Source organism: Nocardioides sp., from assembly GCF_030019515.1.
GTDB lineage: Bacteria > Actinomycetota > Actinomycetes > Propionibacteriales > Nocardioidaceae > Nocardioides.
Map to the genome: position 1 here is coordinate 176,334 of NZ_JASEEQ010000006.1, position 18,029 is coordinate 194,362.

16 protein-coding genes are annotated in these 18,029 nt (G+C 71.9%); 8 read left to right on the top strand and 8 right to left on the bottom strand.

Features of this window, described 5'->3' with window-relative positions:
• The first annotated feature begins 41 nt into the window (after positions 1–41).
• Entirely contained in the window at positions 42–1,646 is a 1,605-nt protein-coding gene (gene serA / locus QMC84_RS10705; RefSeq protein ID WP_300374678.1) for a phosphoglycerate dehydrogenase, read from the top strand.
• Between the two features lie 36 nt (positions 1,647–1,682).
• Here serA and QMC84_RS10710 read toward each other — a convergent pair whose 3' ends face one another.
• Genes QMC84_RS10710 through QMC84_RS10730 form a run of 5 tightly spaced genes read right to left on the bottom strand, consistent with a single transcriptional unit; the run spans position 1,683 to position 6,586 of the window.
• Entirely contained in the window at positions 1,683–2,582 is a 900-nt protein-coding gene (locus QMC84_RS10710) for a polysaccharide deacetylase (protein WP_300374680.1), read from the bottom strand.
• Positions 2,579–3,544: an agmatinase gene (gene speB, locus QMC84_RS10715; RefSeq protein WP_300374682.1), complete on the bottom strand. Its 966-nt coding sequence runs from the start codon at positions 3,542–3,544 to the stop codon at positions 2,579–2,581. The genes QMC84_RS10710 and speB overlap by 4 nt, the downstream gene beginning before the upstream one ends.
• 32 nt (positions 3,545–3,576) lie before the next feature.
• Entirely contained in the window at positions 3,577–4,350 is a 774-nt protein-coding gene (locus QMC84_RS10720) for an SDR family NAD(P)-dependent oxidoreductase (protein WP_300374684.1), read from the bottom strand.
• Positions 4,350–5,057: an SDR family oxidoreductase gene (locus QMC84_RS10725; RefSeq protein WP_300374686.1), complete on the bottom strand. Its 708-nt coding sequence runs from the start codon at positions 5,055–5,057 to the stop codon at positions 4,350–4,352. The genes QMC84_RS10720 and QMC84_RS10725 overlap by 1 nt, the downstream gene beginning before the upstream one ends.
• A gap of 11 nt (positions 5,058–5,068) precedes the next feature.
• The gene (locus QMC84_RS10730; RefSeq protein ID WP_300374688.1) at positions 5,069–6,586 is read right to left on the bottom strand and encodes an APC family permease; all 1,518 of its coding nucleotides are present in this window, start codon (positions 6,584–6,586) and stop codon (positions 5,069–5,071) included.
• A 146-nt stretch (positions 6,587–6,732) separates the two neighbouring features.
• On the opposite strand from QMC84_RS10730, the gene QMC84_RS10735 reads away from it, so the two are divergent.
• Positions 6,733–8,124, top strand: a complete 1,392-nt coding sequence (locus QMC84_RS10735) for a PucR family transcriptional regulator (RefSeq protein WP_300374690.1) — start codon at positions 6,733–6,735, stop codon at positions 8,122–8,124.
• A gap of 140 nt (positions 8,125–8,264) precedes the next feature.
• On the opposite strand, the gene QMC84_RS10740 is transcribed toward QMC84_RS10735, so the two are convergent.
• A complete protein-coding gene (locus tag QMC84_RS10740; RefSeq protein WP_300374875.1) occupies positions 8,265–8,876 on the bottom strand; it encodes a maleylpyruvate isomerase family mycothiol-dependent enzyme in 612 nt (203 codons plus the stop codon).
• Positions 8,877–9,134: 258 nt separating this feature from the next.
• On the opposite strand from QMC84_RS10740, the gene QMC84_RS10745 reads away from it, so the two are divergent.
• The 5 genes from QMC84_RS10745 (at position 9,135) to QMC84_RS10765 (ending at position 14,744) form a co-directional block, all read left to right on the top strand.
• Complete coding sequence (locus QMC84_RS10745; protein ID WP_300374692.1) at positions 9,135–9,308, top strand: hypothetical protein; 174 nt, start codon at positions 9,135–9,137, stop codon at positions 9,306–9,308.
• A 294-nt stretch (positions 9,309–9,602) separates the two neighbouring features.
• Positions 9,603–11,804 (top strand): LLM class flavin-dependent oxidoreductase, encoded by a 2,202-nt coding sequence (locus tag QMC84_RS10750; protein WP_300374694.1) that lies wholly within the window; start codon positions 9,603–9,605, stop codon positions 11,802–11,804.
• Positions 11,801–12,715, top strand: a complete 915-nt coding sequence (locus QMC84_RS10755) for an LLM class flavin-dependent oxidoreductase (RefSeq protein ID WP_300374696.1) — start codon at positions 11,801–11,803, stop codon at positions 12,713–12,715. The genes QMC84_RS10750 and QMC84_RS10755 overlap by 4 nt, the downstream gene beginning before the upstream one ends.
• On the top strand, positions 12,708–13,187 hold the full coding sequence (locus QMC84_RS10760) for a MarR family transcriptional regulator (RefSeq protein WP_300374698.1): 480 nt from the start codon (positions 12,708–12,710) through the stop codon (positions 13,185–13,187). Before QMC84_RS10755 ends, QMC84_RS10760 begins: the two co-directional genes overlap by 8 nt.
• A gap of 198 nt (positions 13,188–13,385) precedes the next feature.
• A complete protein-coding gene (locus QMC84_RS10765) occupies positions 13,386–14,744 on the top strand; it encodes a pyridine nucleotide-disulfide oxidoreductase (protein WP_300374876.1) in 1,359 nt (452 codons plus the stop codon).
• A 60-nt stretch (positions 14,745–14,804) separates the two neighbouring features.
• Here the strand turns inward: QMC84_RS10765 and QMC84_RS10770 are convergent, their stop codons facing one another.
• Positions 14,805–15,791: a nitronate monooxygenase gene (locus QMC84_RS10770; protein ID WP_300374700.1), complete on the bottom strand. Its 987-nt coding sequence runs from the start codon at positions 15,789–15,791 to the stop codon at positions 14,805–14,807.
• A 17-nt stretch (positions 15,792–15,808) separates the two neighbouring features.
• The gene (locus QMC84_RS10775; RefSeq protein ID WP_300374702.1) at positions 15,809–17,245 is read right to left on the bottom strand and encodes a PLP-dependent aminotransferase family protein; all 1,437 of its coding nucleotides are present in this window, start codon (positions 17,243–17,245) and stop codon (positions 15,809–15,811) included.
• Between the two features lie 61 nt (positions 17,246–17,306).
• On the opposite strand from QMC84_RS10775, the gene QMC84_RS10780 reads away from it, so the two are divergent.
• Complete coding sequence (locus tag QMC84_RS10780; protein ID WP_300374704.1) at positions 17,307–17,993, top strand: hypothetical protein; 687 nt, start codon at positions 17,307–17,309, stop codon at positions 17,991–17,993.
• Positions 17,994–18,029: the final 36 nt, after the last annotated feature.

An 18,029-nucleotide genomic window follows, 5' to 3' on the forward strand; every position in this document is an offset into this window, starting at 1 on the left:
AGACACCACCCGCCTTTCCGCGAGGACTCCACGCTGTGACCATGCCCGCCGCCACGCCCGCCGATCGGCCCGTCGTACTCATCGCCGAGGAGCTCAGTCCGGCGACCGTCGAGGCGCTCGGTCCGGACTTCGAGATCCGGTACTGCGACGGCGCGGACCGGGGCGAGCTGCTGGCCGCGATCCCCGAGGCGGACGCGATCCTGGTGCGGTCCGCGACCAAGGTCGACGGCGAGGCGCTCGCCGCCGCCCGCCGGCTCAAGGTCATCGCCCGGGCCGGCGTGGGCCTGGACAACGTCGACGTGCGCGCGGCGACCCAGGCGGGCGTGATGGTCGTCAACGCCCCGACCTCCAACATCGTCTCCGCCGCCGAGCTCGCGGTCGCGCTGATGCTCGCGGCCGCCCGGCATGTCTCGCCGGCCCACGCCGCGTTGAAGAACGGTGAGTGGAAGCGGTCCCGCTACACCGGCACCGAGCTCTACGAGAAGACCGTCGGCATCGTCGGGCTGGGCCGGATCGGGGTCCTGGTCGCGCAGCGGCTGAGCGCGTTCGGCATGAGGGTCGTCGCCTACGACCCGTACGTGCAGGCCGGTCGGGCCGCGCAGATGGGCGTGCGGCTGGTCGACCTGGACACGCTGCTCGCCGAGGCCGACTTCATGTCCGTGCACCTGCCCAAGACCCCCGAGACCGTGGGCCTGATCGGCACCGACCAGCTCGCGAGGGTCAAGCCGTCGCTGGTGCTGGTCAACGCCGCGCGCGGGGGCATCGTCGAGGAGGCCGCGCTGTACGCCGCCCTCAAGGAGGGCCGGGTCGCGGCGGCGGGGCTCGACGTGTTCGCCCACGAGCCGTGCACCGACAGCCCGCTCTTCGAGCTGGAGAACGTCGTCGCTACGCCGCACCTGGGCGCGTCCACGGACGAGGCGCAGGAGAAGGCCGGCATCGCGGTCGCGAAGTCGGTGCGGCTCGCGCTGTCCGGTGAGCTGGTGCCCGACGCCGTGAACGTCCAGGGCGGCGTGATCGCCGAGGACGTGCGACCCGGCATCCCGCTCTCCGAGAAGCTCGGCCGGGTCTTCACCGCCGTCGCCGGCGAGGTCGCGCTGTCGATCGACGTCGAGGTGCGCGGCGAGATCACCGACTACGACGTCAAGGTGCTCGAGCTGGCGGCCCTCAAGGGGATCTTCACCGACATCGTCGAGGACCAGGTCTCCTACGTGAACGCGCCGCTGCTCGCGGCCGAGCGCGGCACCGCCGTACGCCTCGTCGCCGACCCGGAGAGCCCCGACCACCGCAACCTGATCACGATCCGCGGCACCCTCGCCGACGGCACGCAGGTGTCGGTCAGCGGCACCCTGATCGGGATCAACCAGAAGGAGCGGCTGGTCGAGGTCAACGGCTTCGACGTCGACCTCGAGCCGGCCGAGCACCTCGCGTTCCTCACCTACGAGGACCGGCCCGGCATGGTCGGCACCGTCGGCGTGATCATCGGCGACGCCGGCATCAACATCGCCGGCATGCAGGTCGCCCGCGCCGCCAAGGGCGGCCAGGCGCTGGTCGCGCTGTCGGTCGACACTGCCATCCCGGCCGACGTGCTCGCCGAGATCCAGAGCGCCATCGACGCCATCGCGGTGCGCGCCGTCGACCTGGTCTGATCCCGTCGGCTCGGCTCAGCCCGAGCACGGGCTGGGCTACTGAGGATCGAGGACCGGCCGGGACAGGGTGCGCGGCGTCAGGCCGAGGGCGCGGACGTGCTCGGCGATCGCACGTAGTGGAGCGACCCAGACGTCGCCGTACTGCACGGCCCGCTCGACGACGCGCTCGAGTGCGAGCGCCCGCGACGGGCGGCCGCTGAGGAACGGGTGGTTGGTGAGCGCGAAGCAGCCGCCGACCGAGCGCATCGCGTCGAGCTCCAGGCTCCACATCTCCTGTGCCTTGGCGGGGCTCTCGATCAGGCCCTCCCCGGACACGCCGGGGATGAAGCAGTACTGCTCCCAGTCGTCGAGCGCCCACTGGATCGGGATCTCGACGATCGACGGAACGTCCGGTACGCCGGCGGTCGCCAGCTCGTAGGGGACGTCGGCGTCCATCAGGCTGGAGTCGTAGAGGAACCCACGCTCGGCGAGCAGCGACGCGGTCGCCCAGGTCGGCTCCCACATCGGCGCCCGATAGCCCACGGGCCGGACGCCGGCGACGCGTTCCAGAGCCTCGAGCCCGCGATCGAGGTACGTCGCCTCGGTCTCGGGGTCGACGCCCTCGAGGGTCTCGTGCAGGTACCCGTGATGGGCGACCTCGTGGCCCGCGGCGACGATGTCTCGCACGACGCCGGGGTAGCGCTCGGCGGTGTAGCCGGGCACGAAGAACGTCGCCTGCAGGCCGTGCCGGTCGAGGATGCCGAGGATCCTCGGCACCCCGACGAGCGGTCCGTAGGACTGGTGGCTCATCACCCCCGGCCGGTCGGCGGTCGCCGGCGAGGCATGGAGGACGGCCGACTCGGCGTCGACGTCGAAGCAGAACGAGGCGGCGGCCGTCGATCCGTTCGGCCAGGTGATCGGCCCGGCCGGGACGGGGCCCGGCGTCGCGCCGGTCACCGGCGGTTCCAGGCGAAGACCGAGCAGTACTCGTAGGCCAGGTTCGCCGCGGCGATCGCGGTGATCTCCGCGTGGTCGTACGGCGGTGACACCTCGACGACGTCGGCGCCGACGACGTGCGCGCCGGCGAACCCGCGGACCATCTCGAGCAGCTCTCGGCTGGTCAGCCCGCCGGCCTCGGGGGTGCCGGTGCCCGGGGCGAAACCGGGGTCGAGCACGTCGATGTCGATCGAGATGTAGACCGGCGCGTCGCCGACCCGTTCGCGGACCCGCTCCACCACGCCATCCGCGCCGAGGCGGTCCAGGTCGCGGGCCGGCACGATCGAGAAGCCCATGGAGGCATCATCGGCGAGGTCGTCTCGCGAGTACAGCGACCCGCGGATCCCCACGTGCATGGTGTGGTCGGCGTCGAGCAGGCCCTCCTGCCAGGCCCTCCGGAACGGCGTCCCGTGGGTGAAGGGCGCGTCGAAGTAGGTGTCCCACGTGTCGAGGTGGGCGTCGAAGTGCACCAGCGCGATCGGCCCGTGCTGTGCCTTCAGGGCACGCAGCGCCGGCAGTGTGACCGTGTGGTCACCGCCGAGCAGGACGACGTTGCGCCCGTCCGCCGACAGCTCCCGCACACCCGCCTCGATCTGCTCGAGGGCGTCCTCGATCGAGAACGGGTTGGCGGCGATGTCGCCGGCGTCGACCACCTGGACCCCGGCGAACGGCGAGACGTCGAGCGCGGGGTTGTACGGCCGCAGCAGGCGCGAACCCTGCCGGATGTGCGACGGCCCGAAGCGCGCGCCGGGGCGGTAGGTGACACCGGAGTCGAAGGGGACGCCGACCACGGCCACGTCGAACGCCTCCACGTCCTCTCGGCGAGGTAGTCGCGCGAACGTGCTGTGCCCCGCGAATCGGGGGACCTGCAGACCGTCGACCGGTCCGACCGTGCCGCCGTCGTTGACCCGAGGCTCGTGCATGGGGCTCCTTCTTCTCGTTGCGTTGCGAGCGCTCAGGCTCGGGAGCGGGTCGACCCGCCGTTGACCTGGAGGACCTGCCCCACGAACGCGGCGACTCGCGGGTCGGCGAGCAGCGCCACGGTGGCCGCGATCTCGTCGGGCCGCCCGACGCGGCGCATCGGGATGCCCTGGGCGTACTCCGCCACGATGTGCTCCCGGGTGACTCCCGCGGCTCGGGCGTCGACCTCGAGCTGTGGGCTGTCGATGACGCCCGGTGCCACCGCGTTGACGATGACGCCCTGCGGCGCCAGCTCCCGACCGAGCGTCTTGGTCAGGGAGATCAGCCCGGCCTTGGACGCGGCATACGCCGTCGCCTGCGGCCAGCCGGTGACGCCCCACTCCGAGGACACGATGACGATCCGCCCGAAGCGGGCGCGCAACATGCCGGGCAGCACCGCCTGGATCAGGTGGAACGCGCCGCCCAGGTTGGTGTCGACGACCCGCCACCAGTCGTCGAGGTCGTGGTCGACGAGGGCGCCCATCGTCATGTACGCGTGGTTGAGGACGAGGACGTCGACCGGGCCGACGGTCCGCGCGAGGTCGTCGACCTGCGCGAACACCGCCTCGCGGTCCGACACGTCCGCCGGGGCGGCCACACCGCCGGTCGCGGCGACCACCGAGTCCACCCGGGCGTCGTGCTCGATGTCGTTGACGGCCACGGTGGCGCCGTCGTGGGCGAGTCGCTCGGCGATGGCCCGCCCGATGCCCTGGCCCGCCCCGGTCACGAGGGCGACCCGGCCGGCCAGCGGACGCTGGGCCGCAGTCATCAGATCACCGCCCCGGCGTTCGGCGACAGGATCTCACCGGTCATGAACGTGGCCTCCTCGACCAGGTACGTCACGGTACGTGCGACCTCCTCGGGTGCGACGAGCCGGCGAAGCGGGATGGTGGCCAGGTAGTCCGGGTCGCGCCACGGGGAGTCGGCCCCGATCAGCGGCGTGTCGGTGGGCCCGGGTGCGACGGCGTTGACCCGGACGCCGGTGTCGGCTACCTCGGCCGCGAGACTGCGGACCAGGCCGATGATCGCACCCTTCGCGGCGGCGTAGTGCGCATCGCGATCCCCGCCCCCGATGGCCAGCTCCGAGGTCACGGCGACGATGCTGCCGTGCCCCTGCTCGGTCATCTGCGGCAGCACGGCACGGACGAGGTTCACGAGGCCGCCGAGGTGGACGCGCAGCATCGCGTTCCACTCCGCGGGGGTGATGTCGCCGAAGTCGGCCATCGCGTAGTGGCCGGCCGCGGAGACCACCGCGTCCACCGGCCCCAGCTCGCGTACGACGCCAGCGACCGCGTCCTGCACGGCTGGAGCGTCCGCGACGTCGACGACCGTGCTGGCGTCCCACTCGGAGGGACGCAGGTCGAAGCCGGCGACGCGCCAGCCGCGGCTGGTCAGCTCCGCGGCCACGGCGGCTCCGATGCCGCTCGCGGCGCCGGTCACGATCGCGACGCGTGGCCGCGGCTCCGCGTCAGGCACGCTGCCGGTGCTCACACGCCGTCCAGCGCGCGGGTCTCTTCCGCCGTGGACGCCGACTCGCCGGCGAGATACTCGCGCGTCTCCGCGTCGTCCTCGGGGTCGTCGACCTCGAACGTCGGGAACGTCGTGATCTCGTCGCGCCGGGCGGCGTAGATCGCTGCGCCGACGAGCGCGAGGGCGATCACGGCCAGCGCCACGGACCAGTTGAGGAACGGGGTGTCCGGGTAGAAGTTGCGGGGCCAGGCGATGTTGAGGAACTGGAAGGTGGCCCACAGCACCGCGGCCACCGAGACGGCCATGCTCCAGCGCCCCAGGCTGAACGGCCCGGGCTGCCAGCCGCCGCGCAGCCGGACCACCAGGTTGCCCGCCAGGGGGAACAGGAACGCCAGGTAGAAGCCGCCGGAGGTGAAGTTGAGCATCAGCGTGTAGAAGTCCGGCGCGAGCTGGCTGAGCACGATGACGATCGTCCCGATCGTGGTGGCGACCAGGAGCGCGGACACCGGCTGCTTCTGGACCTTGGTCAGCTTGGCCATCAGGTGCGGCGCCGGGAGGGCCCGGTCGCGAGCGTAGGACCAGATCAGCCGCGAGGCCGAGGTCTGCAGGGCCAGGAAGGAGGCCAGGAAGCCGACCGTGAACAAGACCTCGGCCAGCTTGGCGGGGCCCGACCCGAGCTGGAACGCGAGCGTGTCGTAGACGGGGTCCGCGCTGTTGGCGGCGATGTCCTCGGGGATGGCGAGGATGATCGCGAGGGCGGAGAACATCACGATGAGGGCGATGAAGGCGATCGAGAAGATGACCGCCTTGGGCAGGTTCCGCCGCGGGTGATGGACCTCCTCGGCGATCGAGCCGGCGCTCTCGAAGCCGACGAACGACCAGCCCACGAAGGCCATCGACACCAGGAACGGCCCCGAGAGGCTCAGGTAGCCAGGGTCGCCGAACCCGTCGGTCAGGCTGGAGAACGAGTTCTCGCGGTGGAACAGGATCAGCCACATCCCGAGGCCGATCGAGCCGATGATCTCGGCGATGATGCTGCTGGTCATCAGGATCCGGAGCACCAGGCGGCCGGCGATGTTCGCCGCCGTACCGAGCATGAGGATCACCCAGGCGACCATCGCCTGCTCGCCGGCACTCAACTCCCAGCCGAACACGTTGCCGACGAAGCCCGCCGCGAACATGGACACGGCCGACATCGCGACCACCAACGTCCACATGTAGACCCACCCCGCGGACCAGCCGTAGCCCTGGCCCAACAGCTTCCGGGACCACTGGTAGATCGAGCCCTCGATCGGCCAGCGCGAGACGAGCTCGGCGAACACCATCGCGACCAGGAGCTGGCCCCCGAACACGATCAGGAAGTTCCACCAGAACGAGGGACCGGCGGTGCTGTAGGCGAGTCCGAAGATGCCGTAGAGCGCGACGATCGGCGAGATGAAGGCGAAGGCGAACGCGAACGCGGACCAGAGCGTGAACTCGCGCTTGAGGCGATGGTCGGAATGGACGTCTTCGGTCCGGATCTGCTCAGTCGGCATGCGTGGATCCTCTCGGGGTTGCGCACAGGATGAGAGCCAGGTCACTCGGCGGACAAGATGGAGCGCCACAACTTCGGCCGAAGTGCCAACGGGGTGGGTGGGCCGATGTGGACTTGCACAACGCCCGCGGGCCGTAGGCTGCGAGCGTGACCGGCAACCCTCCGGCCGCTCCGGTTGCTCCGGCCCGGCCCGCCGCCCCGGTGGGTGCGATGACCGTGCGCGACCTGCTGGCCGTGCCGCGCCTCGGCCTCAGGCTGCTCGCCGCCGACGATGCGATCGACGCGGTGATCCGTTGGGCTCATCCCACCGAGCTGGTGGACCCGCGGCCCTATCTCCAGGGCGGCGAGCTCGTGCTGACCGTGGGCACCTCGCTGGCGGAGGACCCCGCGCAGTGCGGGCCGTTCGTGGATCGGCTGCTGGACGCGGGCGCCTGTGCCGTGGGCTATGGCGTGGGGGACGTCACCGAGGCGGTTCCCGAGGACCTCCTCGCGGCCTGTCGCGAGCGCGGCCTGCCACTGCTCGAGGTCCCCGCCGCAGTCCCGTTCCAGGCGATCACCGAGCTGCTCGCCGACCGGCGCGCGGAGGCTCGCACCGCGGTGGAGCGGCAGGTCCACCAGCTGTCCGTCCAGCTGCTCGACGCGATGGCCGCCGACCGGTCGTTGGAGGAGCTGCTCGCGATCGTCACCTCCGAGCTCGGCGGTCGGCTGGCCTACCGCGACGGCGAGCTCGGGTGGGAGCCGACCGGGGACACCGACGTACCACCGTCATCCTCGATGCTGCGGCACGTCGGCTCCGTGCTCGCGGTACGTCGTCACGAGGAGGACCTCGCCCTCGCCCACCGGCGGGCGGAGGCCGGCCGACTGCTCCGGTTGGTCGCCGAGGGGAAGGCCGACCCCGAGAGCCTGCGCGACGCGTTGACCGCCGCGGGAGTCGACGCGGACGGCCGGATGGTCCTCGCCGCCTGGCCCGAGAGGGCCGCCGCCCTGATCGCCGACGGCCTGGGCGGCGCGCTGTTCGCCGACCTTCCGGGTGCCGGGGGCGGCACCGGGACCTGCGTGAGCCTGAGCGGTGACGGCAACGTCGTGCTGCAGGTCGCGGTCGACAGCGCCCTGCCCTGCGGGGTCGCAGCGCCCTGCCTGCTCGGCGACGTCGCGTCCGCACTGCCCGCCGCGGTCGCGGCACTGGACCTCTCCCGTCGCCGCGGGGCACCGGCGACCAACCGAGATCTGGTGAGCTTCGACGGCCTTCTCGAGCAGCAGCCGCTCGACCGGTTGCGTCCGTTCGTGGAGACGCTCCTGATCCCGCTGGCCGAGCACGACCGCGATCACGGCACCGCACTCGTTGCGACGCTGCGCGCCTTCCTCGCCGGAGCAGGCTCGATCGCGAGGACCGCGCAGGACCTGCATCTGCACCCGAACTCACTGCGCCACCGGCTGAAGCGGATCGGCGAGCTGACCGGTGCGGATCCGCGGACCTTCGCCGACCGCGTCGCGCTGGCCGTCGGGCTGTGGGCCTGGGAGCGCCGCGGTCGACGCTGACCACCAGCCCGCACGGCGGTCGAGTGCGGGCGATCGGTGGTTGCGGTGGCGGGAACGAGATGACGTGGTCACCGCCGGCGGTGGTACAGGGGACGGTGCCTACGGCCGGCGCCCGGCTCGCGGTCGGCGGTGGTCGACCTTCAGCCCCGCGAGCGCAGCACTGCGACACCCTCGCCAGTGAGATCGTCGAGAGCTGCTTTGCGGCCCGTCCCGGTCAGAAGCAGCGACAGCATCGGTCCGGACGCCTCCGGCCCGGAGCCGTGCGTCCAGTCGGTGTCAGTGGCCCGCAGGGTGACGCCGTCGATGCGACGCTTGGTGCCGATGAGGGCGTTCGAACCCTTGTAGAAATCGAGCACCTGGCGCACCGCGTCTGCTGGATAGACGTGCCGGATTCCGAGTGGGCGCCTGATGTCTTCAGCGTGAACGATCAACTCGCCCAGCCACGTCGTGTTCGGGCCCGGCGGGTGCTTGCGACTGTGCTGCACGTCCCGGAAGCTCTGCAGCGTCTGCGCAGGACTGTCACCGCGCCAACGCTCGATGCCCTTACGGCTGAACCTCTCGAAGCTGAATCCGGAGCTGGCCAGCCCGAAAAGAAACGCCGGTGGCGTGACGTGCGCGGTCGACGTCATATGCGCCAGCGCGTCGTGCACCGTCCAGTCCGGGCACAATGACTGGGTCGCCCACTGGTCACCTGATAGGTCGGCGAGGTCCTTCGCCAGTGCGCCGCGTTCGCTCGCAATGGTTGCCCACATGTCCGCCACGACACGGACTCTAGGACGCGGCCTTCGGTCGCGCATCTGGAACTTCTCCCATGGTGCTCGGGAAGCTCGCACAGCTCCATGAGGACGGGTATCGGGCGGGTGTACGGGCGCGGAGCGCCGTACCTGAGCGAGAGCCGGATCGCGGCTGATCCGGCCGTCCTGCGAGTTGTCTGAAGGGAGCCGATATGACGTCGGTATTGGGGACAGAAGCTGGTACTGCACAGCCGCCGGCCGTCCTACCCTGGAAGCATGAACACGATCCATCTCACGGACGAGGAGCTGCAGATCGCCCAACACGGCATGACGGCCTATCTCCGTAGTTTCGGACATGACGAGGCCGACACGGTCGTCCTCGTCAGAGCCGTCCTCGCTCGGCTGGCAGCTGCCCAGCCGGAGCCCGATGCATCAGGTGAGGTCGGCTGATCGCTCGCCGAGGGATGCTGTCCGTCGCGATCACGACGGGCGGCATCGCTGACGCGGCGGTGCGACGCAGGTAGTCGCTGCTGCCCGGATCGCGGCTCCGGTCGCCCGGCGGCGCTTGACCCACGCGCTGGACGAGTTCAACGTGCCTCCACCTTCGGCACCTTGGCCCCCACCCGGCAAGGCAGCAAGAGCTAGCTGCCTGGCCGAGGACAGCCCTCGGGCGAGGGTTGATGTATCAACCAAAGCCGTTATGATGGTTGATGTGTCAACGACTCTCGTTCGTGGAGCGGCGCTGTGAGTAGCTACGGTCATCCCGTCAGGTTCGGTGTCGAGATCCTCGGCGGTGCCGGGGCGCCCGGTGACGCGGTGTCGCTGGCCGTGCTGGCTGATCAGCTCGGCTACGACTTGGTGTCCTTCGCTGATGGGGTCGAGGAGGGCGACGCCGATCCGTTGACGCTGGCCGCGTGGTCGGCCGCGCGGACGTCGACTGTGCAGGTGGGTGCCTCGCGGCTCCGAGCCACCGCCCGACCTGCGTCGATCATTGCCCGGGGAGCGGGGAGTCTCCAGCTGCTGTCGCAGGGTCGGGCGATGGTGATGCTCGGTGCGGGAACGCCGGCCGTGGACCTCGACGCGGTCGAGGAGTCCGTTGCGGTGATCCGCTCGCTGCACGACACCGCCCGCCGCAGTCGGGCCAGCCACTCGGGGACTTACCACCGGCTCTCCGGCGCGGAGCCCGGCCCAAGTCTGGAGCAGGAGGTCCCGCTCTGGGTGCATGCCTCGGACGCTGCCGGCGCCGGCTTGGCCGGTCGGGTCGCCGACGGGTGGACGGTCGACCTCGCCGAGGTCGACCTCGGGGGTCTTGAGACGCTGAGCGCGGTCGTCGACGGTGCCGCGACCGATGCCGGCCGTGATCCGCGTGAGGTACGAAGGGCGGTGACCGTGACCGGGCCGGCCGCGCTCGACGCCGACGCCCTGGTAGCGATGGTGGTCGACCACGGGATGAGCCTGTTCGTCCTCCGTGCCGATGGCGCTGCTGCAGGTGTGAGCCAGATGCGGACCTTCATCGAGGACGTGGCCCCGGCGGTCCGGGACGGTGCCGAGCGGGCGCTGCCGCCGGGTGCGCTCACCTCGCGTCGGTTGCGACGGGCTGACGTGCGTGCTCGTCGCCGGCCGGACATCGCCTACGACGAGGTCCCGGAGGACCTGGTCGAGATGGCCGTGGAGCCCGGGGATGCGGCGTTCGGCAAGGTGCGCTCGACGTACCTGCGCGGGGGCAACCCCGGTTTGGTGCTGCGTCCGCGCTCTGAGGCCGAGGTGGCGGACGCTCTGGGCTTCGCCCGCCAGCACCGGCACCTCCCGCTGGGGATCCGCAGCGGAGGGCACGGCATCAGCGGCCGCTCGACCAATGACGGCGGCCTGGTCATCGACGTCGGCGCGCTCGACGACATCACCGTGCTCGACCAGGCCGCCCGGCTGGTCCGCATCGGCCCCGGCGCCCGCTGGCGTGACGTTGCCAAGGTTCTGCAGCCGCACGGGTGGGCGCTCAGCTCCGGCGACTACGGCGGAGTGGGTGTCGGCGGACTCGCCACCGCGGGCGGGATCGGGTTTCTCAACCGCAAGCACGGCCTGACCATCGACCACCTCCGAGCGGTCGAGGTGGTGCTCGCGGACGGCACCCTCGTGCGGGCCAGCGGCACCGAGAACTCCGAGCTGTTCTGGGCGGTCCGGGGGGCCGGTGCGAACTTCGGTGTCGCGGTCGCCTTCGAGTTCGTCGTCGACGAGGTCGACGAGGTCGGCTGGGCCCAGCTGGCGTTCCAGGCGCCCGACCCGGCGGCCTACCTGGAGGCGTTCGGCCGTGTCGTCGCCGACCTCCCACGGGAGACCACACCGTTCCTGATCCTCGGCCAGGGGATGGCGCAGGTGATGGCGATGGTCGACTCCTCCGACCCGGCCGTGATCATCAGCCAGCTACAGCCGTTCGTCGACATCGCGCCGCTGGTGCAGCAACAGGTCGTCATCGCGCCGTACGCCGCGGTGATGAACATGTTCCCCGAGGCCCCGCACGACGGGCGCGGCGAACCGGCCTCGCGCTCCGCCCTCGTCCGCGAGATCACCCCCGGCTTCGCCGCCGCTTCGGCCGACCTGATCCGTAGCGGCGTCTCACACTGGTACCAGATCCGCACGGTCGGCGGTGCCGTGGCCGACGTCGCGTCGGACGCCACTGCCTACGCGCACCGCGACACCCGGTTCGCCCTCACCGTGATGGGCGGCAACGCCCAGCGACTGGACCAGTGGTTCGAGCCCGTCCGCCGCCACTCCGAGGGGCTCTACCTCAGCTTCGAGAGCGACCGCAGCCCCGACCGCATCGCCGACGCCTTCCCGCCCGCCACGCTCGCCCGGCTGCGCCGCCTCAAGGCACAGCTCGACCCGCACAACCTGTTCCAGGACAACTTCAACATCGCCCCGACCCAGGACGACACCAGGAGCGCTTCATGACCACCGACTACGGCCACGACCTGGTCTTCGGCACCTTCGTGACCCCCGCCAACCGCCCCGTCCACCAAGCCGTCGAGCAGGCGGTCGTCGCCGACCGCGCGGGCCTGGACCTGGTCACCTTCCAGGACCATCCCTACATCGCCAAGTTCCACGACACCTCGACCCTGCTGGCTTACGCCGCCGCCCGCACCGAGCGGATCCATCTCTCGGCCAACGTCACCAACCTCCCGTTGCGCCCGCCGGCCGTCCTCGCCAGGGCCATCGCCACCCTCGACCTCCTCAGCGGCGGCCGCATCGAGCTCGGCATCGGCGCCGGTGCCTTCTGGGACGGCGTCGCCGGCATGGGCGGCCCCCGGCGAACGCCCGGGGAGTCCATCGAGGCGCTGGAGGAGGCGATCGCCATCATCCGCGGCATCTGGGACACCGACGATCCCGGCGTACTGGCCGTGCGCGGCAAGCACTACACCGTCCACGGTGCCAAGCGCGGCCCGGCACCGGCACACCCGGTCGGCATCTGGGTCGGCGCCTACAAGCCCCGCATCCTGCGCCTGGTCGGGCGCGCGGCGGACGGCTGGCTCCCCTCGATCCAGTACCTCCCCAACGGCCTGCCCGACCTGACCGAGATGAACCGTCACATTGACGAGGCGGCCCTCGCCGCCGGCCGCGAGCCCGGCGGCATCCGGCGCTTCCTCAACATCGGCGGCCACTTCACCACCCAGGGCCGTGGATTCCTCCAGGGCCCGCCGAGCCAGTGGGCTGAGGAGCTCGCCGACGTCGCCCTGACCTACGGCACGAGCGGCTTCATCCTCGCCTCCGACGACGCCACCCTGACCGAGACCTTCGCCGCCGAGGTCGCCCCAGCGGTCAGGGAGCTCGTGGAGACCGCCCGCCGGACACACGGTCATGAGTGACTGGCTGGACGCCCAGGAGCAGCGGACGTGGCGCAGCTTCCTCCGCATGCACGCCCAGCTGACCGCGGCGCTCGCCCGACGGCTCAAGACCGACTCCGACATGTCCATCTCCGACTATGAGGTCCTCGCCACCCTCTCCGAGGCGCCGGACGGCTCCCTCCGGGCCCGCGAGCTCAGGTGCGAGCTGCAATGGGAGAAGAGCCGCCTGGCCCACCACATCCGACGCATGGAGCAACGAGGCTACGTCCGACGCGACACGTGCACCGACGACCTCCGCGCTCCGCTCGTCTGCATCAGCGACACCGGGCTCGCCGCCATACGTGACGCCGCACCCACCCACGTCGCTCGCGTCCGCGAGCTCTTCTTCGCCGCCCTCAGCCCCACCCAGGCGCGCGCCCTACTCCGGGCCACCGACGCGGTGCTGCACAACCTCGACCGGTACGACACGAACGAGGCCACCGCAGAGGACTGACCGCGGCCGAGACTCCGCCCCGTCTCCGTCCGCCTTCAGGGGCAATGCACGCTCATCTCGGCAGATCGGCGCGTCCGGCTCGCGCGACGTGACGCAGGTTCGTTCGTGCCCTGTTCGCGGTATCTGCGCGCGACCAGAGGACACCAACGGGTCATGGACGCGATCCGACGGCCGTGCCACCGTGGTGCCGTGACCCGGATGGTGGACGCCGACTACCTCGTGGTGGGCGCCGGCGCCATGGGCATGGCCTTCACGGACGCGCTGATCGACCACGCCGACGTACGTGTCGCACTGGTCGATCGTCGACACAGCGCGAGTGGGCACTGGCTCGAGGCCTATCCCTTCGTCCGGCTGCACCAAGCCTCGGCGTTCTACGGCGTCGCGTCGACCCTGCTCGGCGGCGGCCAGCTGCAGCAGCACGGACCCGAGAAGGGCTTGCAGGAGCGGGCAACCCAGTCCGAGATCTGCACGTACTACGCCAGGCTGCTCGACCGGATGGTCGAGTCGGGCAAGGTCGAGTTCTTCCCCAACAGCGAGTACCTCGGCGCGAGAACGGTCGTCTCCCGTGTCTCGGGCGAACGGTTCGAGGTGCCCGAGCGTTGCCGGGTCGTCGACGCCCACTACCTGGCGCCGAGCATCCCGGCGGAGAAGCCGGCGCCCTTCGTGGTGACAGACGCCGCCCGCGTCCTGCCGGTCAACGGGCTCGCCCGACTCGGCGAAGCCCCGAGCCAGTACGTCGTCGTCGGCTCGGGGAAGACCGCGACCGACGCGTGCATCTGGCTGCTCTCCCGCGGGGTCGACCCGGACGCGATCTGCTGGGTGCGACCGCGCGAGCCGTGGATGATGAACCGAGCCGTCGTCCAACCGGATCCTGCGACCTTCACCCGCATGGCCGCGGACACGATGCAGGCAGGGGCGGAGTCCACCTCGCTCGAGGACCTGTTCCTCCGTCTCGAGGACGCCGGCATCATGCTCCGCATCGATCGCACCGTGATGCCGACGATGGCCAAGGCCCCCACGCTGGCCCTGTGGGAGCTCGAGCAGCTGCGCACCCTCGAGAACGTGCTGCGACGGGGACACCTCGAGGCCGCCGACCGGGGCAGGCTCGCCTTCGCCGACGGCTCGGTCGCCGTCGCGGACGACGCCCTGGTCGTCCACTGTGCGGCGGACGGCCTGAAGTACCCGCCACTCGTCCCGGTCTGGCGGCCGGAAGGCATCACGCTCCAGGCGGTCAGGGCCGGCTTCCCGTGCTTCGGTGCGGCCCTCGTCGGGTACGTCGAGGCGACGCGTCACGACGACGAGGACAAGAACCGCCTCTGCCCGCCGACCGGCTTCGGCAACTCGATGGCCGGCTGGGCGCGGATGAACGTCCACGGCACCCAGGCGGTGCTGTCCTTCATGGCCGAGCCCGACATCAAGAAGTGGGCGAACGCTGCGGCGATCAACCCGGCGCGGACTCCGCCCGAGTACCCGGGCTCTGCGGCGTTGGACGATGCCCGCGAGCGACTCGCGACCCACCTCCGTCCGGGGTTGGCCCGGCTCGCCGAGCTGTCCTGACCGGTACGCACGACGCCTGATCGCGGCGGAGTGGCGCGACTCCGACGCGGATCTGCACGGTCAGGGAACGAGCTTCGCGACGGCCTCTCCTGCCGGGATCACCGAGTCGATCCGGTGCAGGGTCTCGCCGGCGTACAGGGCGGTACGGTCCACGCTCTCGGCCGGCATGCCGGCCAGCGGCAGTGCGGGGGAGAACAACGGGATGCCCACGCGTTGGCGGGCCGTCAGCGGGTCCAGGGCGGTCAGTGGCAGCCGGCGACCCGCGGCGGCGCTGGCGCGACCGACCTGTCGGACCCAGCGGGGGCCGAGCTCGTCGCGGGTGCACCACCGATCGGTCGCCGCGTTCGGCGCGACCCGGTGCCGCATCGGCCAGCCGAGTCCGAAGAGTGTGGTGACCATGGTGCTCTGCGCAGTCAGCACGCGCTCCTTGTAGGCAGCGTGCGCCGCCGACTCGTCGGTGAGCAGGAAGCGGGTCCCGGCCACGGCGGCACAAGCACCGCTGCCGAGCAGTCGCCGTACGTCGGCCGAGTCGGCCACGCCGCCGGCCGCCATGACGGGGACCGCGTCACCGGCGACGTCCAGCACCCGCGGGAGCGCGGCTGCGACGGGCTCGACGCCGACCAGGTGTCCGCCGGCTTCCAGACCTTGGACCACCAGTCCGTCGACTCCGGCGGCGAGCGCCGCCCGGGCCTCCTCCGCCGTGCCGACGGTGGCGAACACGGGCAGCCCGGCCGCCTGTAGGCGCGTCAGCCACCGGCGCGGCAGGCCGCCATGGAAGACCACCAGTACGGCACCGAGCTCGATGCAGGCGTCGACGTGTGCCTGCCGGGTGAAGGGCGCCAGCAGGTTGGCGGCCACCGGTCTCCCCGGTGCCCGTCGGCGTGCGTCCTGCAAGGCGCCGGCGAACCGTGCGGGCGCCATGATCCCGACCGTTCCCAGGGCGCCGGCCGCCGAGACGGCTCCTGCCAGTGGCCCACCGGCGACCCCGCCGCCCATCCCCGCCTGCACGACTGGATGTTCCAGGCCGATCCGGTCGCGAATGTCCATGCCTGGATGCTAGGCCCTCAGGCCACCATCACCCGTCCGGCAGCCCCCGGCCCGGGAGCGGGCCGCTCGCGGACCACGGCCCAGGCCTCGGCAAGCCGCGCGACACCCTCGACGAGGTCCTCGGCGGGGCGCGTCCAGGGGATCCGCACGAACCGGTCGAGGCCGCCCTCGACGGCGAACACCGAGCCGGGCGGGACGATCACGCCGCGACGCTCGGCCTCGGCCGACACGGCGCCGCCCAGGGCAGCGGGAAGTCGGCACCACAGCGCCAGCCCGCCGGCGGGCAGGTGGAAGGACCACTCGGGAAGCTGCGCACGCACGGCCGCGACCAACGCGTCGCGCTGCTCGCGCAGCCGCGCGCGGTTCGCGGCGAGCACGTCGTCGGCGTCGGCCAGCAGCCGCACGAGCACCAGCTGCTCCATCACCGGGGCGCCGAGGTCCATGCTCACCCGCGCCTGGGTGAGCCGGTCCATCAGCCGGAGCGGCACCCGGATCCACCCCAGCCGCAGGCCGCCCCAGAAACCCTTGCTCGCGCTGCCGATCGTGATCGTGTCGGGGGCGTACGCCGCGAACGGGCGCGGCATCTCCTGGCCCTCGAGCGGGAGCCACTGGTGGGCCTCGTCCACGATCGCCGTGGTGTGCGCGCGACGCAGGTGGCCGGCGTACTCCTCGCGCTGCGCCTCGCTCATCAGGTGGCCGGTCGGGTTCTGGAAGTCCGGGATCAGGTAGGCCAGCCGCGGCGCGGTCTGCCGCAGCGCCGCGCCGACGGCGGCGAGGTCCCAGCCGTCGGGGTCCACCGGCACCGGCGTGAGCCGGGCGCCGCCGTGCCGCAGCGCATCCGTGGCGTTCGGGTAGACGGGCGACTCGACGAGCACCCGGTCGCCGGGCGACGTGAACGCCTGCGCCACGATCGACGCCGCCGACAGCGCGCCGGGCGTCACCATGACCTGGTCGGGCGCGGTCGGCAGCCCGCGCGCGTCGTACGCCGCCGCGATCGCCTGCTGGAGCTGGGGGAGCCCTGCGGGGAAGTAGCCGTGGCCGCCGAGGTACGCCGGCAGCTCGGCCGCGGCCTCGGCGTACGCCTTCGCGAGCCCGGCCGGGGCGGACGGCGCCGCGCAGTTCAGGTCGATCGCCTCGTCGTCGCCGGGCCGCGGCAGCAGCGCCCGGTCGTGCGCCCGCGACGGCCCGCCGGGCACCCGCGTGAACGTCCCCGACCCGCGCCGGGCCTCGGCGTACCCCGCTTCGCGCAGCGCGGTGTAGGCCCGGGTCACCGTCGTGCGCGAGAGCCCGAGCGCCTCGGTGAGCTCGCGCTCGCTGGGCAGCCGGGTGTCCAGCGCGATCCGGCCGTCGCCGATCAGCAGGACCAGAGCGTCGGCGAGGCCGGCGTAGGCAGGGGAGCGATCGAAGTTGCCGGCCAGGGCGGCCACCCGAGTGGCGCTGACGGTGCGGGCCATGCAGGCCACTCTTGCATGATTGGCTATTTCTGAGAAGGCCAATCGGGGCCAGACTGGTCCGGTGACCCAGATCGCCACCGCCCCGCGGGGCCTCACCGACCTCGGCCCGATCGCCCAGCTGCGCGCGGGTCGGCTGGCGCGCCGCTTGCCCCAGCTCTTCCTCGGGCTTGTGGCGTACGGCGTCTCCCTGGCGCTGATGGTCCGCGGCGACCTCGGTCTCGCCCCGTGGGACGTGCTGCACTCCGGGCTGATCCGCCACGTGCCGCTCACGCTCGGCCAGGCCGTGGTCGTGATGAGCTTCGTGGTGCTGCTCGCCTGGATCCCGCTGCGCGAGACGCCGGGCATCGGCACCATCTCCAACGCCCTGGTCATCGGCTTCTCCGCCGACGCGACCCTGGCCCTCCTCGAGCGGCCCGACCCACTGGTGCTGCGGATCGCGCTGATGGTCGGCGGCGTGCTGCTGTGCGGCCTCGCCACTGCGCTCTACATCGGCGCCCAGCTCGGCCGCGGGCCGCGCGACGGGCTGATGACCGGCCTGGCCCGGCGGACCGGCCGGTCGCTGCGCCTGGTCCGCACCGGCCTCGAGCTCGCCGTCGTCGTGGTCGGCCTGCTGCTCGGCGGCACCCTCGGCATCGGCACGGTTCTCTACGCGCTGGCGATCGGGCCGCTCACCCAGCTCTGGCTGCCGACGTTCACCGTCGAGCTGTCGGTCAGGAATCAAGAAGCGATCGCGCTCGCCCCGAACTAGGTTTCCAGTGGTGGCCGGCACCGGGCCGGCCGGGCG